Here is a 22,671-nt window from a genome sequence, read left to right as displayed (position 1 = left end):
CTCCTTTCATTGTAAAAACTCTTTGAACCTATCACTAGGTTCTGCATTCATATCGACGTTACCTGTGATACCCTTGACCGTACCTTTGCTTGTGTACTGATGTAAATCACAAGGGTGTGTTGGTTTGGTACTGTTTGCTAGTGTTCCATCGTCCAGCCCGTAAGATGGTATCCAAATAGCGCCTGGTCTAGCCACGTTAAGATTAAATTGATCGTATAGGTGGTTAGCAATGTATAGAACAATCTTGCTATCAGGAATTCCTAACGCGTTTAACTTGTTCATATACGCTTCAACGCCCGCTCTCATCATGCTAGCGTTACCGCCCATTTCTACACTCTCAACGTCCAAAGCATAAAAAATAGGCTGTTGCTTACCTGCAACAACCCTTTGCACTCTATCATAAAAATCTTGTGCTTCTTGCTGTGCGTCCGCGGTTGAAACTGCTCTAAAATAAGCATAAACCGCATAGCGTCCGCCAGCATTGATCACACCCTGGATATTCTCCATGTATTTTAAATCTTGGTGGCTTGAACCATCTTGAACTCTGATAATGCTTAAAGTGACATTATCAGCAATTACACTCTGCCAGTCAATCACTCCTTGCCACTCTGACACGTCGATAATTTTACCAATATGTTCAGGTTGGGGTTTGGTATGATCGTAATCATCCAAACGTTTTACAATGCTAGCCAACTCATTTTTAAGGTCTGCAACCTCTTTTTGTGACCCTATTAATTTGTTACGTAAATCACTGGTGTCATGCTGTTGTTCCTTAAAAAGCTTGGTAAATAGCTCACTTTCGGCAAGTTGTTCCCGTCGGTATTCATCCCGATAGAACTTGAGGTTTAACGGCTGATTGCTGAGTGTAACCGTACTGTTTTCAATGGCTAATAAATCTAAAGACATTGTCACAATTCGCTCTGTAAGTTGTAAGCCTTGCACTGGGTTTATAACTGTAATGAAATCCCCGCATTCGATCATGTCAACATCTTCCAAGTAAGAAAAATCAACATAACTTACTTGGATATCATGCTTGATAGCTTTTTGGTTTTGTAAGAACTCGCGCCCTTTGCTAATCAAGGCTTGCGGGGTTGTGACATCGTCCCAAGTTTGAGCTTTAACTCTGATCCCAAACTCACTAATCAAGCCTTCGTCCCGTAAGAACTCATTGCCCCTGTTAACACTCTTAATCGTCAAACGGGGGTTTGAAGTATCTGTGCTAATGTCATCGTTCGTATTGCGTTCCTGTGTAGCGCCTAATGGTTTTAAGACTGTAACAACTTCGGTCGGATCGATACTGCGTGACGATGAAAGTAAATTATTAGTCAGGATAATGCTCTGTGTAGCGTCCTTGCCAATTATTGGCTCGTAGTATAGCTCCAGCATGTCGCCACCCCATTTAACCTTCAATTCTCCACCAATCCGTGAGATCAGCTTATCTTGAATAGTGTCGTAGGTGTCTTGTGCATCGTCCAAGTACCGATAGACATTGTCAGTCGAGTTAGTAACGGTTGCCTGCTTGATCCTAATCTTTTTATAGTCTTCAACTTGGCTGTTATGGTTATTGATAATTGCCTTGAGGAAATCAGCTGGCGTAGTGTTATGAAATTCTGCCCAGGGTTGAACACTATCATGCAAAAAGCCTTCTAGACCTTCACAAACAACCGTTTTTTGTACTACCCCCGCGGTATCCATACTGTCCGAGTAAGTAAGGACACGCCCCGAGAAAAGCTCAAGGTTTTTATCAGGACGATAGACTTTTACGAAATCTTGGTAAGGCTCAATCTTTGCATACCAAGGGTGCGAGGGATCAATAGTAAATGTGAAGCTGTCATACTCTGTCACACTTTTTGAGATAACCGCAGAACTCAACCGCGCCCCATTAGCAAAGTTTGAGTTCAGTATTTCCTCGTTACCGTCCCATCCCTTTCGAATGGTTACTAGGTATCCAGCGCTCATTAAATCACCTCTTCGCTCCAGTCAAAGTCAACGTGCCCTGTACCCACCAGTGTTACCGTGTTTCTGCCTTTTAACAGTACCAACTCGTGTGATTCGTTATCCCCGCGTTTAAGAGGAATAGCATTGTAACTGTTTAATGCAATCAGCATATTATCGCTGTCCGTTGTGACTTTCAGACTAACTGCAATGTCACCCGTGTTGTACAGTACAAAATTATCCATGCCCTTTACATCAACATGAATCATTTGCGCAATATCCGTTTCAAAATTAAAAGTGTCCCAAATATCATCGAATCGCTTTTTCAAACGATATGGATAACATTGGAACACGATCGTTATTTTACAGAAGTCTAAAGATTCTTCAATCGTTGGGGGTGCTTGCACTTCGCCTAAGAAAGCATAGTTAGGAACGGCATCATCTTGCAACAGCGACTTAGTCAATGGTTCATATAGCCACCGTGTCACTTCTTCAATCTTGGCATACATCACGGTAGGATTGCGTCGTCCATAAGGTAAACGACAAGGGAACGTGACTGTTCGCTCATCGTAAATGTTGTCCCCATAAACTGCGCTTAAATCTACTTGCTTCGATGAATAAGGGAGTTGCACTAAGGTCTTGCGCTTAGCTGGTAATGTAACCTGCTTAGTAGATAAGACTTTTAGCCCAAACTCGCTGGAATGATGACCATTAAAAGTAAAGCCATAATCAGAATTTGACATTCATCGCTAACCCCCTCTCACTGTAATTGCTAATTTTACGCCTTTGCTGAATACCATAGCGTTCATAGGTATTTGCAAAGCTGTGACCGTCAACAACAACCCGCTTTTCAATCAGTGCATCTAGCTTAGCACCAATCTTTTCTAGTCTACTTGAATAGTCGTGTTCATTAAGAATAGGACTGCTACCATTACTGCTCATTGGCGCTGTTGCGACTGGTGCTGTTGTAGCATTTAAAGACTTGCCAGCGCTGATAATACTGTCAATCTTAGCGCTGAAACTTTGTGGATCTTTGCTTGCTCTTGCTTTAATCGCTTGTAGAATGAGTGAATCTGCTGTCGAGCGAGCTGGATTGATCGCTACTTCTGGCTCTCCAGCTACTTCGCCAAAGATAGAAGGCTGATAAGCCCAACCACCATTAGCGAACCGTCGACTGCCTTGTGGTCCTGAATGCAACCAATCCATCTTTGTATGTCCCCAAATCGTTGTCATACCAATGGAATTTCTCCAATCAGTGTTATTGAAGAAAGCTAGAAGTTGGTCGTAAGGATTCATAATGTTGGTGTGTCCAGGCATGGCATACGCTCTGAAAGTTCCTGGCGTATACTGCAAAATACCACGGGCTTCATTACCACCAGAGTTCACGTCATGAATCTGCTGAACAATATTCCGCCCCCCAGATTCACTCATGATTACTTTCATCAGGTTGTTGATAAAGGAATCAGGCGGATCAACTTTCATTTTTCGCGCGGCTTTTCTAATTAATGATTTGCTAATCGGTCCTTTTGAACCTGCATCATCAAGCTTGTCCTTTAACTTTTTAAAAACACCTTCAAACATTGTGATGGCGTTGTGAACAACGTTGCCACTCCAATCCTGAGTGACTGTCCCTACTAGGGGAATGGAATGAATATTAAATGCCTTAGCCGCAATCTCTTCCATGGTTTTAACCGGGTGCTTGACCTTTTCGATCATGTTTGACACCAGATCCATCGCCTTATCAGCCGCTTTGCTTGCTAGATCACCGATCCCCCCAAGCCATCTTTCCAGCGTTGTTGTCCCACCAGCATAGCCTGGCAAAGCACGTCCGTACGTGCCACTCATAACCTTAGAAGTATCGTTTGCATTCAAAATCTGCTCGCCTTGTGCCACTTCTACAAACTCCGGTCCATTCAAGCCGATTAGGTCGACTGATCCCGAATATGGTTTGTAGCGTAGCTCTGGCCCTGCTTCCCCAACAAGAGCATATCCACTTTGTGCAATCGCCCCACCAGTGGCTTTACCACTGTATCGAACGTGTGGCGGATTGTACTTTGGATTATTTGGTGCTTTACCGCCGAACGGCTTTACAAATCCTTGTATCCAGGACGCAATCGAGGATAGGATCTTACTTACCCCAGAGCTCTGCCGACTATATGCATCCAAAGTATCATCAGCGCCCTTGTTAGCACTCCAGGAAACGTCTGAGGCTTGCTGTGACGCTTCATCACTTACCTTCTTGTGTTCGTCGCGTGCTTTTGCAGTAACTTTATTGTACTTACGTCTAGCAGCTCCAATGGCATCATCACGAGCATCTTCAGCATTTTTTACAATATCGTTGTACTCTTTTTTGGAAATAGTGCCGTTTTCTTCGTATTGGCGTTTAGCATTCTTAACTGTTTCGTTATATTTTTTCCTAGCAGCAGAAATAACACCATCACGTGTCTTACGAGCACTTTTAGTTTCCGTCTTGTACGCCTGATTGGCATCTTTCATAATTCGCTTCAGATCTTGTTTACTAAGCTTGCCTTTCTTTTTGACTAAGTTTTCGTAAATAGATTGCTGTTGCTTTGCGCCTTGCTTAATGTCCTTGGTGACCTGCTTATTAGCATTAAAAACGTCATTGACATAAGTCTTAGTGAACTTCTTATTGAGCTCTTGCAGCTCTTTTTTCTTTTGTTTTTCTGACTTAGTTTGGTCATTCCAAATCTTATTGACGTCTTTATTGTACTTGGATAAATCCTTGGTGATTTGACTATAACTTGCCTTGCGCTCCTTGGCTTCTTTTTTGTCCCGTTTTTGCAACTCAGCAAAACGTTTATCTGCTTCCTTTTGAGTAAGCTGACCGTTAGCGACAAGCTGTTGTAAGTCCTTCTTCGCCCGTTTTTCCTTGTTGGTATAGTAATCGTCAATAGTTTTATTGATCGATTTGAGCGTCTTTGACGCCTTCTTTTCAGCGTCTGCACTGGATTTAGGATCAACGCCTAACTTGACTAAAGCCGTCTTATTTAACTCGTCAATCTGTTTCTTGACCTTCTTGGAGATATTACTTGCATCCAGCTCCTTAGTCGAAACTTTAGCATGGACTTTTGCAGTGACGCCGTAAGTTTTTCCTTTAAGAATATCTTCAATGCCACCGCCAATCTTTTCACCGAGCTTTTTCCCAACGGTTGAGCCAAGTGCCGATGACGCTAGTTGTCCCAAAGTTCCGCCTAGTGCAGTACCAACAGGACCACCAAGCGCCGTGCCAATTGTTGCTCCCAATGCAGCCCCACCAAAGGAACCGCCAACAGCGCCAATCGTTCCGCCAATTTTTTGGCCACGACTATTTGCAGAAAACATCTCTGACATCGCTCCAGTGGCTCCAACCATCATCGGGGCGCTGGACATGATTCCCGCCAAGCGACTAGTTCCAGCGGCTGGCGCGCTTCCGGCAGGAACATTAGCGGGAACTCGACCGTTAGGTGTTTCCACTGGTACGTTTCCGCCTAGGAAATTATCCTTGATCTTAATCGCAGCAAGTTCTTTTATCAGGCTGATATATTCTTTCAAGGCTTTAGTCATATCCAGGATCTTCTTAACCATGAACATCCCTGTTAGGACCTTGATAAAGGCCGACAGCTTCTCTTTATTGTCAACGATTGCCTTTAAGACACTATCCAAAATTTTCAGTGGATCATTAGTCTTAACTGCTTTTTCACTGACTATACCTAACGCCGTACCAATTGCTTTAACAACGCCAATGAAAGTATCCCAAACGGCTTTGCCTATAATGCCGACAATTTCACCCAAATTCTTGATGATATCTAGGATCGTGTGCTTATGTTCGTCAATGTATGTTAGCAGTTTAGAGATCCAAGTAATCATGCCACTGATGAACTTCGAGGCCATCGCTGCGTACTCTTTCAGCATACCGTCTGATAGCAGGCTTTTAATGCTAGCCATAGTTGACTTAGACATGTCAAAGGACGACTTCATCACTTCACCAGTTAAGACTGACCAACGAGATTTGAGATACATTCCCATCCCCATAGTGGATGTCATCGCTTCTTCAGTCCCAGACTTGTATTTTTTGCCCAGAAACTCCAAAGCACCAACAAAATCATTAGCTGTCAACTTGCCACGAGCTGATAGATCATAAAGTTGCTTCATTGATTTACCGGTTGCTTGCTGTAAGGCTTCCCCAAACATCGGGAATCGATTAATCATAACGTTCATGTCTTCAGCACTCGCCTTACCACCAGCGACAATCTTAGCGAATTGTTCCCCGGCTTCAGCCAAGGCGTCATTAGACATGTGTAGCGTCGAGCCCAAGTTTATAAAGGCTTTCGTCCATCTCTCCGTTTCGCCAACATTTGAGTGTACGTGGTAGAAAGATTGAGCCATTCTATCGACTGTTTCAGACGCATAAATAGAGTGCTGTGACAAGCTATTGATGAACCCAACTAATTTTTGCCCATCTTGTGGGGCTTCGGTGGTTAATGCTTTCCAAACGGTCCGCATTGTATCCTGTTGCTTGTTGTACTCCATCCCTGCTTGAGCAGCACTTCTTAAGCCACTGATCAAGCTTTGAACTCCCGCTTGGATCAAACCACCAGCAAAGGTCCCCATGATAATATCTCGCAAACTACCAAAGCGTTTGCTGGTATTCTTGGCTTCTTCCTGGATCGCTCGCATACCAGGGCTTGCCTGGTCGTTCAATTTGAGCTGTGTCACTATTTTGACTGGTAACTTCCGTAATAGCTCTTCATAATCGATCACTTCGCCCTTTTGAACTTTACTCAGGATCTCAACTTGCTTTTTGGGTGGCAATTTCTTTAACGCTCTTTCAAAGTTAGCAATGCCTGCTTCCTTGGCATCTGCCACTAGCTGAGTTTTAACTTTATCAGGAATCGCCTTTAACCGTTTTTTGATGTTCTCGGCTTCTTGCTTGGCGTTGTCACCATCGACTTTAATCTTAGTCTTATGATTATCAGGAACTTCCTTGATTTTTTCTTTGACCTTATTAAGGTCGCTCTCTGCACCCTTAGTGTCAATCTCTGTTTTACCTTTAACGGTCAAGTCCTTTTTTATACTTTCGCCTGTTTCTTTGGCTTTTGCCTTAGCTTGATCAAGGTTGCTTTTAAGGTCATTTTTAAGACTGTCCCCAGCTCCCTTACCGAGGTTGCTAAAAATGGAATTAATAACTTCAGCGTCACTCTTTGCTTGCTGTTTATTCAGTAAAACATCGATTTTAATTGTTCCATCAGCCACTTTATTACCTCCTTTCTACTTTGATGTTTGTACCAAGGCATTAAAGAAGTCATTCATACCTTGGTTTTGATTTTTAACGCTCCGCATACTGTCTAGCTGGTAATAGTCCTGTAACTCGATCATGTGATTTAATTCTTCGCCTTCAAGTTTGCTAGTGTCCGTCATCCGAATTCGAACCACTTTTTGAAAGGGTGTTTCGTCCGATAATCCGTCTAGCAACGCTCGAAACTTATCCCAGTGTAATTTTCCTTGTTGGTCGATCAAGTCAATGCCATAATCTTGCAAAAAAGAGGCATAGATGATCCCTGCGTCCTGCTGATAAGAATAATACTTGATAGGGTCTTCATTGCTCGTATTGTCGGCTATTTCATCATCGTAGTTACCATAGGGTGTTTCTGCCACATACTTAGATATATACTCTACTGCTTCAACGATAAAGTTCCCGTCAGTAGTTTCGACACCAGGCAAAAACATTCTAAAAGCAGTCATCAGTTTTTCTGCTGAACTCATTTCAGGATCTTCTAAAAGCTCATACCAGCGCAACACCACATCAAAAGCAAGGTCTAGCTTGTACTCTTTGCCCTGGTATCTAATTTTATTTTCTAGCTCTTTCGTAAGACTGAGCATGGTTAATCACGTTGATTAGACTTGTATTTGGCTTGGCGACGTTGCTTGCGGTTTGCGTGTTGCTTCTTTTGGGCGTGTTGTAATTCTTCGTTTAATAGGTCTAAAATTGTCGCTAATCGGTTTGTTGAATGATCATAGTAGTCATATAGGCGTTTACCCTCGCCAGCTCCTAAAATGTTATCTAAAGCTGTCACATAAGCCGTATGGATTTTATCAATTGAGTTATTCACATACTTTACTTGCTCTTCGATACTCATTTCGTCAGTATCTTTTTCACTAATCTTTTCAGCCTGTTTTTGCATATCAGCTAAATTCAACATGACATTGCTAGTTTCTTTTACCAAGTCATCGCTGTATGCCACTTCATAATCTTTTTCACCAATCGTAAATGTCAGTGCCTTATTAAGTCGATCATCCAGATTAATTGCCATTAAAAATACCTCCTAATAGCCGCCGCTTACGCTACTGTTTTCTTTCGTTGGCGACTAGTTAAATGTTATGCTCCGACTCCAGGTTTTACTGCGTCTGCAGTTGTTACGGTTGGCTTACCATTGAAGGTTAAAACACAAGAAAATGTTTGCTTAGCGCCTGGTGCCCCACCAGAAGTTACTAGGTTACCCATAGTAACAACACCCTGAATAACTGTCCCATCAACTTGCGTCCAGCGGAATAAGGTCTTAAGTTGATCCCCAGTATCAAGTAAGTGCTTAGCAATATAATCTTGCGCAGGGTCACCCTCTAATCGGTGTCCCGCCAAAGTAAGTGCTAAGCGCTTAGAAGTAACGTCGGAAGTACCGAACCCTTCTCCGTCGTAGTATTCATCGTTAGTAGTGGTTTCGTTGGTGTTAGGTGTAAAGTTATTAATCCCAGCGGCAACTTTTGCCCAAGTTGCCTTGGAAATATCATCTAAAGACTTATTACCTGCGGTATCAATTTCAAACGTCGCTTCGTGGTTCAAAGTGAATTTACCAATCTTCTTTGGTGCTTCTGGTTCTGCCATCTATATCATCCTTTCTGATTTGTCATTACATCTATTGTGATTGCAAAGTCTAAGCTGTAAACCGCAAACCCTTCTACGTCAATAGAAACAACGTGAGGGAATCCCATCATTTCAACATCGGTAAAGTGAAAACTGTTGTTATTACTGGTTAATGTGAAACTAGGGTCGTTAATCAGCTCTGCAATTTTAAAAAGTGTTTGGTTGATCAATCCTTGATCTTGTGAGCGCATTGTCACTTCAAACATGTAGCGCTCCGTCTTGTTGCCAGCAAAGTCCTCTTCGACAACCGTCCCCCCTGGTAATGAGTACAGGACAATTTCTGTTGCCTGTTTGCCAGTCAAATATCCTTGGTCAATCGTAATTCCAAGGTCTAAAGCATTAATTTTATCTTGAATCTGGTCAGCTAGATCCATGCTTATCAAGCCCCTTTATAACAACGTTTTTCCAATCGTCCATATAGATCCCCTTAGCTTTCAAGTCCCAACGCGGTCCTGTTCCTGGTGTGGTGTAATTTGTGATCGGATGACCATTTACTACTCCATAAAACTGTGCCCGTGCGTACGGCTTGTTATATGTGAGTGTATGCCCTAATGGTGTTACTGATCCGCGCAAATATCCTTGACGCTTAGGAACAAATTGGTCCATGTCTTGCATGACTTGGTTAACCAGGTTGTACTCTACCCGATCTAATGTGGCTGAGCTGAAACGGTTTAACATGTTGCTCCCGTCAAAGCTAATATTGACTTTCATCACAACACCTCCAACTCATACGAATACACCTTATTGCTAAAAGGTTCTCGGTTATCTACCAAGTTAGTGATGGTGTACTCATTACCTTCAAATTCAAGTTTCCACCCCACCGAATCCTTATCTAGATTTGGCATTGGTTCTGTAATTTGAGCAAACAAAAAAACGACTGCATTTGCCGTTACTTTTCGGCTGTTGCTGTCGCCTGAATAGATTGTTTGCGGTTGTACAAGGACGTGGTCAATCGTCTTAGTGACTGCTTTGGTGTGCCCATACCGGTCACGCTCGCCATTAGGAATCTTCAAAGTGATTTGCTGATTGCATAAACGTCTATCAATTCTTGGTAGCATGCTTACACCCCCGTAAATAGCAAGCCATAGCGACCAAGTAAGTCCCGTGCTTCCATGCATACCCCACCAACAACAGTATCAGCTAAACCGTTCTTGGGGCTCAGTGACAAGCGCCCAATGGAAACACTATTGTAATCGTTCTGTGCTAACTGATAACTGGTTTCACTGCCAGCATAAGCTAGGAAATCGACCTGCTCGCAAATAGCCGTTTTAAAGGCTGTGACGCGATCTTCCACTTGGTCAGTGTCAATATCAATGGAACGGTAAAAAGCACGTGTCACGCTGTCTATTTGGCTCTCAGCACGTTTTAAATACTGATTGAACTGCTGTTCTTCAAGTTTAAAGCCTAATGCCTGGTAATCGTTATAAGTTAGGTAGCTCATTATGCCACCCCCTTAATTTTATTTGCCAACACCACCAGCATCAGTAGCAGGGGTGATCCGAACAATCTTAGCGTCGTTAACAATTGCCACCCCGTAAATCTTGTCAGCATTGATCTTAGTAGTCTTGTGATCAATGTCACGGAATGTTTCTACGTTGGTGTCACGCTTGATGTATGTCTTCATTGCGCCTGGTAAGACTGCTAAACCTTAGCCAGTTGCCACCTTACGAGTACGAACGATTGTCCAGCCAAATAATTCGCCAAATGCCCCGTTAACCAAGATGTTATCGCCTAATTCGCTGGTACGTGTCCAGTTATCAGCCGCCAACTTGCGTAAAGCGTTAGCGTCCTTAGGGTGCAAGAACAACACACCAGTTTGGGTATCGTCTTGTTCGTAGTTGAAATCAGAATCGTTATCAACGAGTTGAGCGCTAATTTGGTCGATCAAGTCCAAGTTCATTGGTGCTTTGACTTGTAACTTGGCTGTCTTAGCAACGTCTAAAATATCGTTATCCACCTTAGAGGCAATCGACATCCCGATTTGCTTAGTACTTTGACCGGCTGGGTCACCGTAACCAGATAATACGGCTTCATCAGTTAATTCAACCCCGACCCCGATTTTCTTCAAAGTTACTTTTTGGGTAGTTGTTGAGAGTTGGTGGTAACTGATTGCTCCACCTTCGGCAACGTCTTCAGCGTCGCCAATGTACTTGTAACGTGGAATAGTAACCGTGTCACCTGCTTGCCCTTGCAAAGTAGTATCAACAGGGGCAATGGAACTAAAACGAATTTGTTTTGGTAATTGAGCATCTAACATAGTTGCCATTACTTCTGGATCAATCATTTGTGCTAATTGTGTTTGTAAATTTGCCATGCTAACTCCTCCTAATCTTTAGTTAGTGCTTGGTACTCGTCCGGATGATTATCCTTGAACTGCTTAATCTCTTGATAAGAGGCGGTCGCAAGGTTAATCGTTGGTGTTCCTTCGCCCTTCGGCTGTCCAGAAACAACATTAACCGGACTTTTAGTTGGTTGTGGTTCGTCTTTGATATTAAACAGGTAACTATCACTCTCTTTAAGCGCCGTTAACTGGTCATCTAAGCCTTCTAAGCCGTTGTCACCTAAAGATACCTTATCCAAGTCCAACAAGGCGCTTACTGCCTTGCTATTGCGTGCTCCAGCGCCATTGATTGCCTTATCCACCAAGAAAGCTTTCTTTTGGCTAGCCATTTTTGCTTCATAGTCTTTCTTGGCCTGCTTATTGGCTTGTTGCAACTTGGTGATTTGATCTTTCAGGTCAGCATTATCTTGAATGCCTTCTTTGAGCTTAGTGAGTTGAGTGTCACGGTCGGCAATTTGGCTAGTCAGGTTATCTTTTTCAGTCGTAAGGGTATTAACCTGTTCCATAGCCTTATCCATGTCCTTGCCGTACTCAGTCATAACTGCTTTGACCTGTTCGTCACTTAGTCCCTGTTTCTTCAAAAACTCTCGTTTCATGCAAAATCGCTCCTATCGTATTTATTTTTCGTGGCACGCGCCACGGGTTTGACTGCATAAAAAATAAGCAGTTTAACGACATGCTCAGGTCAAAATATTATAATTTAATCTCATTCACTTTACGTGCTAGCTTCTCTACTAAATTCATGTTAGCAAATGCCGGCGTCTCCGTTATCCATCCCATTCGTAATCCCATTCAGCTAGATCTTTAGCGTACTTCTCAACACCTTTTGCCACTAATTGCTTAATGTTATATCCATTAATTTCAAGATCATTAACTTCATCATATTTTAAGAACTTATCAGGATAGTCTACTAAAATGTTGCCAATGTTTCCATCATCATCTTCTTGAGTGTAAATTTGAATAGGTAAATCATCAGGAAAAGCCACTTCTCCTACGTAATGTGCTTTCGGATACATTCCAAAGTCGATACATAGCGCCGGAATCTCCGGATGAATCTCACTAGTAGTTAGCCAAATTCTTACTTTATTATTTGTCATCGATTTGTTCCCCCTTCTTCATTTTCTTTAAATACCCAGGCGACGGCTTAAAAGAGGTAAGTATCCGTTTATCCCGAACAAAAACAACATGGCTTCTTGGGTCATCCTTGTTTTCAACAAACATAATAGACTCAACACCGTTTTTGTCTTTTGTTCTGTAAATTTCTTGCGGATTATTTAAGATCTTTTTTGTCCGTTCCAACTCATCATTGTTAAAATCTTCCAAATGACGTGCTGTAATGTGTTTAAATCTATCTTTCCGTTTACTATTATGGATGATTCCAATTGGCGAATCAACACCTTTGTCAAAGGCTCGGTTAAACTTCTTTTCTTTAGATTTATATTTGCTGTAATTGATTTCGCCGTTATTAAGTCGTTCTCTAAACCTTATTTCATCATCTCTTCTACCAAAAAATTGCAAATTCATTGGTAAACTTGTGTACTTCTTGCTAAGAATGTTTTTCGAGATTTGCTCACGACTATAATCCCGAACTAAGATATTGTGCTTACCGGCATTGGTTTCCTTGATGAACTCTCTCAGTCGGTTCTGCCGTGCTCGTACTAGCGTTTTGTATCGGCTGATTGCTTCTTCATCCCCCATGTCCTCCGCTGCTTTCAGTCTTTTCTTTGCTTCTCGAATTGACCGCTCATAAGCCCGTTGCCTTTGCTGCAAGTTCCCATTCTTAATGGCTTCTTGGGGATCATATTGAGGTTGATGGTTGACATTGACTCCTTCTTCAAACGGGAACAGGACATGACGGCAATTAATTCCGAGCGTTCCTGCTGGTGTCCCGTATCCATGGTTATAGATGGTGTCATACTTAGGGTTGAAATCAGGGCTGTCATCAGGAACGATATTAACTACCTTGCCTTGGATATAGGCGCAAGCAGGTCGGCTATTCGGGTGTGAAGTCATTACACATAGGTTTTGACCCATCTCTTGCATTCGCTTGGTTCGGGCGTCGTTATAAGCCCGATTAGCGGTGGTAGTTAGCACCATTCGGGTGTATGCCTCCAACGACCAGGTTCGCCCTGCCCGGTCTTTTAATACCGGAATACCTTCATCAATTTGCTTGTAAATAGCGTCCTTGATTGCTTGTTCGTGTTTCTTAAGCCCTGTCACGGTCTCAATCGTTGACTTTTTAAGAATTGATTGATAAGTCCGAACGGCTGCGTTCCGATTGATATTACGTGTCAACAGTCTTTGGTTAACTGTATTATCCAGTGTTTGCCTAGTTTGATTAACTAGCGAATCAAGCAAGTTGTTAGCATTCGAACTCACTTCAGGGGCTTTCTTACCCAGCTTCTCGAGCTCGGCTGTCGTTTCATCAACAATCTGATACCCATCTTGTTGTAAGACTTGCTCAATGTAAGCAGGATCAAGTTGGTCATATTCTGCCATAATCTGGATTACTTTCTTAACTAACAATCCCGACCGGGCTAATTGCTGTGCCTGCCACTCAATAACATTCTCAGCGGTCACATCCTGCCGTTTGCCTTGCTGTAAAACTTGGATAATCTCCGTAAAAATTCTACTTTCCAGATTGGCATACATATCGGCTAACTGATCAGCATCATTGTGAATCCTTTGATTGGCATCCATCAGCTAGCCCCCTATTCTTGCTGGTTGTCTGGTTCGTCCTTTGGTCCTGGTTCTTGGTAATCAGCCATTGGCATTTCTGGCTGTTCAGTCATACTTTCTTCTAGCCATTTCTCTGCTGTTGTTTCATCAAGCGAGTAGTTGCGCATTAGGAACCGTTTCTTAGATAAAACACCTAGCGCCACTGCTTGGCTATCCTGCGTAAATTGGGTGGTCTTGTCAGTGAATACTCCGTCTGCAAAGTCAATATTGATTTGAACATCATCAAAGTTACCAGTGTAACGGGGTTTACCATCGCTAAACAGTTCTCCACATCCTGCCACTTCCAGGATTGCTAATACCAAGCTTTCCATTTGCTTTTGTACTTGTGTCAGATAACTAGATCTTGTCTGGTAGGTCATGGAATTATTGGTTACAACTTCGGTTGCTGTCTGTACCCCTGATGGTGTACTTGTGAACGTTCCTTGACTTAACCCGATGGCATTTTCAAACTCTTCTAAGAAAAAGTTCATTGTCGCCTGATACTGATCTGTTCGGATTGGGCTGGTTAGATCTGTAATCTTCATATCATCAGCACCATACATCCCAACAAATACATTTTCGTCAGCGTCAAATACCGCCGGGCGCAAGTCTGGAATCTGTTTTCTACCGTAGTTTGGATTAGGACGCAACATCTCGGCTGGTACTGCTACCCGGCGTTGACCCATCTTGACTTCCCATACAAACTGATCGTGTGTCGTGTTGATGGCGTCGATCAACTTGCGAGTATTATCTACTAACCCTAAACCAAGCGGGCTTTCCAAATTCTTGTTGTTTGCCCCTGGCGTCTTAAAATAGGCAAATAGCGGGGCTGTGAGACCGTTCAATGTTGTCTTAGGTGAAAGACCCCTGTAATCGTCCAAAGTGTCTAATGGCACTTGTAAACCGATTGAACTAGCACTCTCCGAGCGGTATAGCTCATTAGTGATCTGGTAATCCCCGTTGGCTGTCCATTGATGAAACTCCAACAAGGTATAGTAAACTGTTTGATGATTTTCTACTCTGGTTGTCGTTGACGCTACTGCCGCTTCTTTAATTTCATTAGTGTTGGTATGTAACGGATAAAACTGGCTGGCGTTGATCCAGGCAAGTTTGATCTTGTCATCCACCACATAAGGGCGAATAGCGCCACCACCTAAGGCTAGTGCTTCTTCTAGCTTGTCCTCGTATTGATTGTAAAAGTCATTATCAGCAAATACTTCTTCTAGCAAGTCATTGGCCGTCTTGTCATTGGCGGTAATCGTGCACCGCTCATTAAAGATCACACTCGCTAAGCGCCTTGCTGCCATCTTGGTCACATTGACGCTGGATAGCTCCCGGCTTTGTTCCTCGCTGTACGAATTCTTATATTTAACTTTGCCTAGGTCATCCTTGTAATATCTTCTGGCCACTGCAATCCGCTCATACTCACTAGCTGGCATTGCAATCCGTTCATCGTCAGTGATATTCGTTAAACTCTTAACCATGCCTAAACTTGCGCCCCCTTTCCGTAATATGTTTTTCAGTCTGCTAATCAGTCCCAAGTTCTCACCTCCCAGCTAGTACTTGAGCCCTAGTAAGCGTTCATTATCACGCACAAAATACATAAAACTATCGCATGTATGGTCACCTTCTTTGATAACCTTGGGATCATCACTCTCTAATGTTTTTTCATCCCAGCGGTAGTTTCTATGCTCCTTGATAAAAATTTCATTATCTGGAATATCGAGATAATAAAAACGACCTTGCGCAACGATATTTTGCACGCGGTCAATCATGTCTACTTTTTTCAGTTTTTTCACTTTGTGTAACTTAATAGCATAATCATTATAGAACTGGTTATCTAAAGCCCCTTCGGCTGAATCAATCGTTAGCTTCTCAGGTAACATGTCGTACTTGTTAACAATCTTGTCAATGAATGCTTTTAAGTCCTTGGCCAACTCGCTCGGAGGCTTCTTATGTGTTTTCCCCATCGGGCTGTAATAATACGTGTCAAGCAATATAACCTTGTCTAATCTAGTAACCCCGTACGCTGTGAAAGTCGTTGCGGATACTTCATGTCCAGCGTCAATAGCGCCAAACCAAGTAACCAGGTAATCATTTTCTGGCAACTCCTTGATAGGCTGAAAGTTATCCATGTTATATACATTCGTCCCCAGTCCAACGACTTCACCCAGATAAAGCCAACGGTAATAATCATAGTCAGTCTTTTTATACTGTTCGATTAAATCCAATTGTTGCTTTGTAGTAAATCCCCACTTATCGTCAAGGTAAGTTGATGTGTCAATAAGATAGTTGGGATCATGCTCACGATCTACTACCCATTCATTAATCCAGGCATACGGATTTTTAGGAGGGTTATACGAGTAATAAACAGTTACGTGATCTACATAACTTGGCTTTTGGCGAATAAACGTTGGATTAGCCTGGTCAAACACTTCATATCCTTTAAAGTTAGCTGCTTCTTCGTACCAGACAGCAATTACATTATCAACAATATTAGATTTAAGTTTCATTGGATCATCAGCACCATAGAAATAAAATGTGCTGCCAGTCCGTTTGTGTGTGATTCGCAATGGTGATTTAAAAAAGCGATACTCATCATCCATATGCAATATTGTAAGCGCCCATTTAATTTGACTGTAAACCGAATCATGTAAATAACTGGCGTTCTCCCGAATACAGATAACACTCACTCGCTTATTTAATTGGTTCCAGTGCTTAACCATAGTAACCAGGCGCATGCTGATCACCGACGACTTGAATGAGCCACGACCACCTTTTAAAACAATATAAGGCTTATCTGAAGTCCAAGCTTTATAAAAATGTGGATTAACCATTCTGGAAAGTAAAATCTTTTTGCTCATTCTTCGTTCCCTTCAATATTATCTATTAAAACTGTGCTATCTTTGTCTCTGTGTTTCCCCGTCAATTCATCGGCTTGCCATCCTGTTAATCTGGCTTTAGATTCAGCCATATCCGCCTCTGCTTTGATCTTGCGTAACTGTTCCTTAGCAATTTCATCAGACATTGGGTATCGCTTCAATAACTCCCTAGCCGCTGCAAGCTTTGTCTTTTCATCAGGAGCCTTTTCAACTTCTTGTGCTCCGGTTGGCGTTGCCACTACCACCACTTCACGAGTTTCCCCACGTAAAACCGCTGTAAAGTATTCCAGAATTTCCTTAGCGTCCGCAATTTTATGTGATTCGATTTCAGCTAGTTTAGCGTCAATATAGGATTTTACTCCGACATTTTCCGACAATTTATCAATATGTGATCTTGCATATTGCTCTGAATATCCCGCTCTAATCGCTGATTGATAAGCATTTCCAGACTTGATATATTCATCAGCAAACAATTGTTGTTTAGGTGTTAGTTTTCGTTTCTTCACAACATACCACCCACCTCCGTTTTTTTAAAAAAACATACGTATAAAACACTCATCTTTATTGACATACGTATAAAATATGTATATAATATAATTGTTGAAAGGAAGTGATAACGTGCAACGATTTAAACTAGAAAGACTATTTAAGAAAAAAGGCTGGTACTTATTGAGACATGGTAGCAACCATGATATTTGGACTAACGGTACTAACAAAGAGCAAATACCTAGACATCCAGAAATCAACGAACGCCTTGCACGCCATTTTATTGATAAACACCAATTGAAATAGTCTTTCTTAGGGGTTGGAAACAGTCCCTATTTGTTGCACGCTATCGCAAATATGAATCAGTGAGGTATTACCTATGAACAAAATCGATACTATTGTTGTTTACCCTATAATTATTAAATACGAGCCAGACACTACCGATTATCCTTATCTTGTAACCATTCCTGATATTGACGGTATGACACAAGGCAAAGATGTAGCTGACGCAATAGCAATGGCTGAGGATTATATTGGTACCTATAGCCTTGAAGAACAATTACCCAAATCAAACTATACTTTGCCAAAGGCTAACAATGGTGAAACTGTAACACTAGTTCGTGTTAATGTTTCTGAATACAAAAGAAAAAATGATACCAAAGTAATCAAAAAAACTATTACCATTCCTAATTATTTGAACGAGTTAGGAAAAGAAACAGGTATTAATTTTAGTGAATTAATGACTAACGCTTTAAAGGAAAAATTGCACGTTTAACTTCAAACCACCGTTTTTGGTGGTTTTTTTCTGCAATGAATCTGAAACACCATTATTTACGTTTGCTTCCTTTTCCACGATTGCACTCTTGTTTTTTGCGCTTATCATGCTTGATTGCTTCCTCTAACCTGCAATAGATCAGATACTCTTCTTGTGTCCTTACTTTACCGAATCGCCTTGTGTTTTTCATATCGTCACCTTTTTAACTGCACAAAAAAAGCCGGCATATGCCAGCTCTCGTTATAATAGCGGATAACGCGACGCCGGGGGATCGAACCCCACTGAGTCTCCAGACAACGTCGCACATTTTTCCATTTAAAGGAGGTCTCACTATCCTGGATCATGCCAGGCCACTCGTTGAATCTCTGTGCCATCATTCAACGATACTATTATAACCCCAACTACTCCGGTTGTTTTCCGGTAAAATTCCGGTCTTTTTCCGTTTTTTCGTCCTCGGTCAACATCTTTAATGCTCCCACTACGGCTTCATCTTTTAATGCACTTTTTAACGCTTCTTCGATGATAAAATCGTGAATGTCTTTTATCACTACCTCACCTCATTTTAAACGTGTGTTCGATTTACAAAAAATAAAAAAGACATTATACTGAAACTGACAGTTTTTCCAGTATAATGCCTGCTCCTGATCTATCCTATCAGGAGTTTTTTATTTATATCCAAGAATTGCTTGGATAATGTCATCTACCTCTATTGGTACTTCAACATGTTCCAGGAACTTCCACTCTCTATGTTTAACATCCAAAGTAGTTAATTGATTACATAACAACACGCCTTCAGTTTTTGAAGTAGGATTGTTCTTGCTCCAATTATAGACAAGTGGATAAGTCCTGTTTGAGGTAGTAAATGGAATTGCAATCACAAACGGGCTTGTGGCATTAACCAGTGGCTCGCTAATAACTAACCATGGTCGCTTGCCTTTCTGCTCCCGATTATCACTTGGCTTAGGATCGTTTGATACAAGAATAATATCTCCCTTTCCCAAAATTTTATTGGTCATATAATGACCTCCTATATTAAAAATTTTCGTGTTAAAACGCTACTTAATTCGCTCGCACGAATATTTTTAATATAATTCTTCGCCGATTGCTCCACCCTTATCAACAATTTCAAATGGATATTCTTTACTTAAGTCATAATCTTCAAAAAGTTGTTCTATTAACTTTTTTTCTCGTTTTGGCTCTAAAATTATTTTACCATCTTGAATCTTATACACCAATTCATCTTTGTCCTTTAAATCTAACTCGCTCAGTAACTTTTTAGGAAATCTAACAGATAAACTATTTCCCCACTTAGCTAGTGAAAGAGTTCCTACTTCCTTAAACATGGCAAACAACCTCCTTTAGTTGATACTTATATCAACAACATAATTATAACACTATTGTATATACTTGTATACACTTAAAACAGAAGTAACAAAAAAGCCCGATAAATCAGGCTTCCTTGTCATTTATATACATGTAAGTCAAGGCTTGGTAGTTGTGCTTGTACTCTGTCGGCAAACTCATTCAACGCCCAATTCTTAGATTCGCCATAGTGAGTATGCTCCAGCCCTAACCGCTCTTGCATAATGCTATCTGGTATCCCATCCAAGTACCTTCCGACCAGAATCAGGTTGGACCTGCGACTGCAATTTCTGATGGCTACCGCAACCGCTCGATATACTTCCTCTATGTCGATATGCTCAATGATTGCTTCTTCGCTACTGTTGCCGATTGTACTTCCTTTCGGCTGCGGATCATACTGTGGTGACTTTAAATCTTGCGGGCGCCGATTCATCTTACGCACGCAAAGCATAAAATCATCATCAAAGAATTTTCTTACCTTCTTGGCAGTCGCTTTCTGGTCTACCTGCCTAAATCCTAAAATTCCCACTATAACGCCCCTCACGTATGATAAAATTAATTTTGATTGATTACATTGAGAGGCGTTGCTCCTTAGCAATGTCTTTTTTTATTTTGGAATTATTGTTTCTAGGTCATAACCATATTTACTAAAAAATGGCTTCGCTTGATCTATTGTCAACCCTGCACTTTCCGCTCCCGAGATAACACCATGCAATTCCCCGTCTTTCCCTAAGTAATGTTTTTTTAGTTCCCTGAATGTGTTAAATTGTGCTTTCTCACCACTTCTCTTGTTGGTAACCTCATAACAAGATCCTGGCAGTCTTCCCACCCAATATTTCCTGTTGTCGTCTTTATGTTCTTCTAGCCATTTAAGTCGCCGTTTGTTCCATAAGCCTTTATTATGATTAGGATTCTCCCACCATCGTCTTCCGTAACTGGCTTCCAAGTTCCGTACTATCTCAATCAGTGTGTAGCTCATCTTTCCCATTTCCTTTCTTGCTGATGAATTCAATCAGCCTATCCAAGTATGTCCGTGCCTTTATCAAGTCTTCTTTTCCATTCTTTTTAGGAAACCGCACCACGTATTTGATGATATTAAGTACGTAAAATCCGATCACCCAAGGTTTCGGCATCATCAACTCGAAAAAGTCGAATAAGTCCAATCCGTTCCTGTGATAATAATCTGGTCTAATTCCTTTCACTTCTTCCACACCCCACAATCGAATCTCTGTGATAAATTAACATCATGTACATTCAAGCCGTATAGATCTGCTAAAATCTTTGCGTCTTCAAAGTCGTTATATAAGTGTGCTTGTGGAAACCCTTCAACCAGAATGAGCCTATCATCGACTGCACTGTTGACGAAGAAATCATTATTTGCTGTGGTTACTACGTAATATTGTTCGTTCATAATTATTCCTCTTTTTATTGTTTCATCTTCCTAAAATCCATACTCACCTTTGTTTAGCGTCTCAATCTCTTTTGCTAGCGCCTTGTTACCTGCTTCTAAAGCAAACACCCAGGCTTCATAGTATGCCTTGCCCTCGGGCGTTCGCATGTTGCTAATCTTGACATCATATTCAAAAACTTTTGCCGATACTTCTTGCATTACTTTCTTTGCTTGTTCAATATCCATGTTCAACCTCCGTTAAATCAGTAGTACGTCCGCATGTCCTAACATTTCTTTACAGGCTGTTTCACACATTTTACGTTCAACTTCAAATCCATAAGCACTGCGGTTCAATTCGGCTGCCGCTCTTAACGTGCTCCCACTACCTGCGCATGGGTCAATTACTACGTCCCCTGGATCAGTGAAAATTTCAATCAGGCGCTTTAATACTGGAATTGGCTTTTGCGTCTTATGAATTTTTGGATATGAGTTATCCACAACCCATGGGAAGTGGTCAACAATCATTCGCCCATCATTATTGAACTTCGGCAACTTGTCACGGTATAGAACCAGGGCGTACTCAGTAGCTCCAACAATTTTCATGTTTGCTTTCAATACCTGTGAACTTGTTTTCTTGGTAAATACCAATGGATAAGCATTTTTAAAACCCTCTTTTTTGGCTTGCTCTGCCAGCATATTAATCTGTTGCCAGGCGCAAAAGACAATCATCGCTGGTGCTTTGCCCTTTTCCTTTGGCTCTTTGCGCAATAACTTTCTCGCAAACTTCATGAAATTAATCACATTGAAGTTCTCGTCACGGTTAAACGCTAGGCTGTTTGCATTCTCACTTTCGCCGTTCTTGTTATTTCCCCCTACGTACCAATCAACACGGCTTGCATAAAAGTTATTGCCGATATTGTAGGGAATGTCCGCAATAATTAGCTGTGCCTTGGGAATGTCATACCGTTTGAAGTTTTCAAAGTTATCGTTGTATAGTTCAACTTTTGTCCTAATCTCTCTCATCTTTCATTTTCCACCTCTTTTCTCATTCTGCTAATCTCCGCTCCAAGTCGTCTGCTAAAGTTTTGCCTGCTAAATATGCAACTCGTAATGCTAAGCCTTGCGCCTCTGTGTCGCTTAAATAGTCGTGTCTAGCATAGAAAGCACTTGGTAGTCTTACAATTTTTTTGTGATTAAAAACTTCTACTGCACCTGGATATTCGTTTAGCAATCCATCTTTATCGTCTGATCCTATCCACCACCCAAATACAAAAAACGGGTCTAATACTTCTTTTTTCATGTTATATAGTGTCCAGTAGCTCTCCCGTGATTTAATTTCGATTAGGAGCGTATGCCAGGTAATAACTTTTTCATTTTTATAATCGATCATAGAATGCTTATATAGACCGCACTTTCTACCACCTACTTCAAAAAAGTCGTCCACTAGGGTAATTTTTTCTGTCATTTTTCCTCTACCTCAATTTCTATCCTCGGCTGTTCTGCATACTTCTTATGTGCCGTAATCGTTGTGATTAAGTTGTCATCCTTCCATAGAACGCCATTGAGAGCGTCTAGGCAACTTTTAATGTAATTGTCCAGGTCAGGCTTTACCGTTGGTCCATGAACGCCTGTAAGCCTTCTGTGCCGTTCTATCTTGCTGATAGAGTTCTGCACTGCCCGATAAAAACAAATCTTCACGCCCAGTTCCCCCGTCAATGGTTCGCCATGGTACTGATACTTGGCCATGTTATGTAGCCTTCGCTTGAAGCTCTTCACTTTTGCCGGATCATACATCATAATGCCCTGCCTAAGCTTTCGTGCCCTTGGTCGTGCTTGCTCAACAGGCTCTATATCGAACACCAA

31 protein-coding genes are annotated in these 22,671 nt (G+C 41.6%); 2 read left to right on the top strand and 29 right to left on the bottom strand.

Features of this window, described 5'->3' with window-relative positions; translation table 11 throughout:
- Positions 1–6: 6 nt before the first annotated feature.
- The 18 genes from G541_RS10310 to G541_RS09835 all read right to left on the bottom strand — a co-directional run bounded on the left by G541_RS10310 (position 7) and on the right by G541_RS09835 (position 17,301).
- Complete coding sequence (locus G541_RS10310) at positions 7–1,959, bottom strand: GH25 family lysozyme (RefSeq protein WP_081654816.1); 1,953 nt, start codon at positions 1,957–1,959, stop codon at positions 7–9.
- The gene (locus tag G541_RS0108630) at positions 1,959–2,678 is read right to left on the bottom strand and encodes a hypothetical protein (protein ID WP_027827165.1); all 720 of its coding nucleotides are present in this window, start codon (positions 2,676–2,678) and stop codon (positions 1,959–1,961) included. Before G541_RS0108630 ends, G541_RS10310 begins: the two co-directional genes overlap by 1 nt.
- Positions 2,665–7,188, bottom strand: a complete 4,524-nt coding sequence (locus tag G541_RS0108625) for a tape measure protein (RefSeq protein ID WP_027827164.1) — start codon at positions 7,186–7,188, stop codon at positions 2,665–2,667. Before G541_RS0108625 ends, G541_RS0108630 begins: the two co-directional genes overlap by 14 nt.
- 15 nt (positions 7,189–7,203) lie before the next feature.
- Entirely contained in the window at positions 7,204–7,815 is a 612-nt protein-coding gene (locus G541_RS0108620; protein WP_027827163.1) for a Gp15 family bacteriophage protein, read from the bottom strand.
- 2 nt (positions 7,816–7,817) lie between these two features.
- The gene (locus G541_RS0108615; RefSeq protein ID WP_027827162.1) at positions 7,818–8,246 is read right to left on the bottom strand and encodes a hypothetical protein; all 429 of its coding nucleotides are present in this window, start codon (positions 8,244–8,246) and stop codon (positions 7,818–7,820) included.
- A 65-nt stretch (positions 8,247–8,311) separates the two neighbouring features.
- Entirely contained in the window at positions 8,312–8,815 is a 504-nt protein-coding gene (locus G541_RS0108610) for a phage tail tube protein (RefSeq protein ID WP_027827161.1), read from the bottom strand.
- Positions 8,816–8,820: 5 nt separating this feature from the next.
- The gene (locus G541_RS0108605) at positions 8,821–9,228 is read right to left on the bottom strand and encodes a hypothetical protein (protein WP_027827160.1); all 408 of its coding nucleotides are present in this window, start codon (positions 9,226–9,228) and stop codon (positions 8,821–8,823) included.
- Positions 9,215–9,565 carry a minor capsid protein gene (locus tag G541_RS0108600; protein WP_027827159.1) on the bottom strand — a complete coding sequence of 117 codons (351 nt, stop codon included), beginning with the start codon at positions 9,563–9,565 and terminating at the stop codon, positions 9,215–9,217. Before G541_RS0108600 ends, G541_RS0108605 begins: the two co-directional genes overlap by 14 nt.
- The gene (locus G541_RS0108595) at positions 9,565–9,912 is read right to left on the bottom strand and encodes a putative minor capsid protein (protein ID WP_027827158.1); all 348 of its coding nucleotides are present in this window, start codon (positions 9,910–9,912) and stop codon (positions 9,565–9,567) included. Before G541_RS0108595 ends, G541_RS0108600 begins: the two co-directional genes overlap by 1 nt.
- Positions 9,913–9,914: 2 nt before the next feature.
- Positions 9,915–10,295, bottom strand: coding sequence for a head-tail connector protein (locus G541_RS09855; RefSeq protein ID WP_051174642.1), 381 nt, complete (start codon positions 10,293–10,295; stop codon positions 9,915–9,917).
- A gap of 18 nt (positions 10,296–10,313) precedes the next feature.
- On the bottom strand, positions 10,314–10,478 hold the full coding sequence (locus G541_RS10710) for a hypothetical protein (RefSeq protein WP_235806336.1): 165 nt from the start codon (positions 10,476–10,478) through the stop codon (positions 10,314–10,316).
- Positions 10,479–10,502: 24 nt separating this feature from the next.
- Positions 10,503–11,168: a N4-gp56 family major capsid protein gene (locus G541_RS09850; protein ID WP_235806335.1), complete on the bottom strand. Its 666-nt coding sequence runs from the start codon at positions 11,166–11,168 to the stop codon at positions 10,503–10,505.
- Between the two features lie 11 nt (positions 11,169–11,179).
- Complete coding sequence (locus tag G541_RS0108580; protein WP_027827157.1) at positions 11,180–11,791, bottom strand: phage scaffolding protein; 612 nt, start codon at positions 11,789–11,791, stop codon at positions 11,180–11,182.
- A 171-nt stretch (positions 11,792–11,962) separates the two neighbouring features.
- A complete protein-coding gene (locus G541_RS0108575; protein ID WP_027827156.1) occupies positions 11,963–12,292 on the bottom strand; it encodes a hypothetical protein in 330 nt (109 codons plus the stop codon).
- Positions 12,282–13,895: a phage minor capsid protein gene (locus G541_RS09845; RefSeq protein ID WP_051174640.1), complete on the bottom strand. Its 1,614-nt coding sequence runs from the start codon at positions 13,893–13,895 to the stop codon at positions 12,282–12,284. Before G541_RS09845 ends, G541_RS0108575 begins: the two co-directional genes overlap by 11 nt.
- An 11-nt stretch (positions 13,896–13,906) precedes the next feature.
- Positions 13,907–15,397, bottom strand: coding sequence for a phage portal protein (locus tag G541_RS09840; RefSeq protein WP_235806334.1), 1,491 nt, complete (start codon positions 15,395–15,397; stop codon positions 13,907–13,909).
- Between the two features lie 72 nt (positions 15,398–15,469).
- Positions 15,470–16,777: a PBSX family phage terminase large subunit gene (locus G541_RS0108560; RefSeq protein ID WP_027827155.1), complete on the bottom strand. Its 1,308-nt coding sequence runs from the start codon at positions 16,775–16,777 to the stop codon at positions 15,470–15,472.
- On the bottom strand, positions 16,774–17,301 hold the full coding sequence (locus tag G541_RS09835; RefSeq protein ID WP_035163304.1) for a terminase small subunit: 528 nt from the start codon (positions 17,299–17,301) through the stop codon (positions 16,774–16,776). Before G541_RS09835 ends, G541_RS0108560 begins: the two co-directional genes overlap by 4 nt.
- Positions 17,302–17,413: 112 nt before the next feature.
- On the opposite strand from G541_RS09835, the gene G541_RS10470 reads away from it, so the two are divergent.
- Entirely contained in the window at positions 17,414–17,587 is a 174-nt protein-coding gene (locus G541_RS10470; RefSeq protein WP_155824576.1) for a type II toxin-antitoxin system HicA family toxin, read from the top strand.
- Between the two features lie 73 nt (positions 17,588–17,660).
- Complete coding sequence (locus tag G541_RS0108545; RefSeq protein WP_035163301.1) at positions 17,661–18,056, top strand: type II toxin-antitoxin system HicB family antitoxin; 396 nt, start codon at positions 17,661–17,663, stop codon at positions 18,054–18,056.
- A 401-nt stretch (positions 18,057–18,457) separates the two neighbouring features.
- Here the strand turns inward: G541_RS0108545 and G541_RS10465 are convergent, their stop codons facing one another.
- The 11 genes from G541_RS10465 to G541_RS0108485 form a co-directional block, all read right to left on the bottom strand.
- The gene (locus tag G541_RS10465; protein WP_155824574.1) at positions 18,458–18,604 is read right to left on the bottom strand and encodes a hypothetical protein; all 147 of its coding nucleotides are present in this window, start codon (positions 18,602–18,604) and stop codon (positions 18,458–18,460) included.
- 117 nt (positions 18,605–18,721) lie between these two features.
- Positions 18,722–19,072 (bottom strand): type II toxin-antitoxin system PemK/MazF family toxin, encoded by a 351-nt coding sequence (locus G541_RS0108530; protein WP_027827153.1) that lies wholly within the window; start codon positions 19,070–19,072, stop codon positions 18,722–18,724.
- A gap of 66 nt (positions 19,073–19,138) precedes the next feature.
- Complete coding sequence (locus tag G541_RS09830) at positions 19,139–19,399, bottom strand: AbrB/MazE/SpoVT family DNA-binding domain-containing protein (protein WP_051174638.1); 261 nt, start codon at positions 19,397–19,399, stop codon at positions 19,139–19,141.
- Positions 19,400–19,518: 119 nt separating this feature from the next.
- Positions 19,519–19,947, bottom strand: coding sequence for an ArpU family phage packaging/lysis transcriptional regulator (locus G541_RS10065; RefSeq protein WP_027827152.1), 429 nt, complete (start codon positions 19,945–19,947; stop codon positions 19,519–19,521).
- Between the two features lie 78 nt (positions 19,948–20,025).
- Positions 20,026–20,397, bottom strand: a complete 372-nt coding sequence (locus tag G541_RS0108515; RefSeq protein WP_027827151.1) for a hypothetical protein — start codon at positions 20,395–20,397, stop codon at positions 20,026–20,028.
- A complete protein-coding gene (locus tag G541_RS0108510; RefSeq protein ID WP_035163298.1) occupies positions 20,378–20,620 on the bottom strand; it encodes a DUF3310 domain-containing protein in 243 nt (80 codons plus the stop codon). Before G541_RS0108510 ends, G541_RS0108515 begins: the two co-directional genes overlap by 20 nt.
- Positions 20,617–20,829 (bottom strand): hypothetical protein, encoded by a 213-nt coding sequence (locus G541_RS0108505; RefSeq protein ID WP_027827149.1) that lies wholly within the window; start codon positions 20,827–20,829, stop codon positions 20,617–20,619. The genes G541_RS0108510 and G541_RS0108505 overlap by 4 nt, the downstream gene beginning before the upstream one ends.
- A 30-nt stretch (positions 20,830–20,859) precedes the next feature.
- Positions 20,860–21,054 carry a hypothetical protein gene (locus tag G541_RS0108500; RefSeq protein ID WP_027827148.1) on the bottom strand — a complete coding sequence of 65 codons (195 nt, stop codon included), beginning with the start codon at positions 21,052–21,054 and terminating at the stop codon, positions 20,860–20,862.
- Positions 21,055–21,066: 12 nt separating this feature from the next.
- Entirely contained in the window at positions 21,067–21,831 is a 765-nt protein-coding gene (locus G541_RS0108495) for a DNA-methyltransferase (RefSeq protein ID WP_027827147.1), read from the bottom strand.
- Between the two features lie 22 nt (positions 21,832–21,853).
- A complete protein-coding gene (locus tag G541_RS0108490) occupies positions 21,854–22,273 on the bottom strand; it encodes a hypothetical protein (RefSeq protein WP_027827146.1) in 420 nt (139 codons plus the stop codon).
- Complete coding sequence (locus tag G541_RS0108485; RefSeq protein ID WP_338086469.1) at positions 22,270–22,668, bottom strand: RusA family crossover junction endodeoxyribonuclease; 399 nt, start codon at positions 22,666–22,668, stop codon at positions 22,270–22,272. Before G541_RS0108485 ends, G541_RS0108490 begins: the two co-directional genes overlap by 4 nt.
- Positions 22,669–22,671 lie beyond the last annotated feature (3 nt).

The organism is Ligilactobacillus saerimneri DSM 16049, from assembly GCF_000423265.1.
Lineage (GTDB): Bacteria > Bacillota > Bacilli > Lactobacillales > Lactobacillaceae > Ligilactobacillus > Ligilactobacillus saerimneri.
Note: the sequence above shows the minus strand (reverse complement) of the source record. Positions and strands in the feature narration are given on the sequence as shown.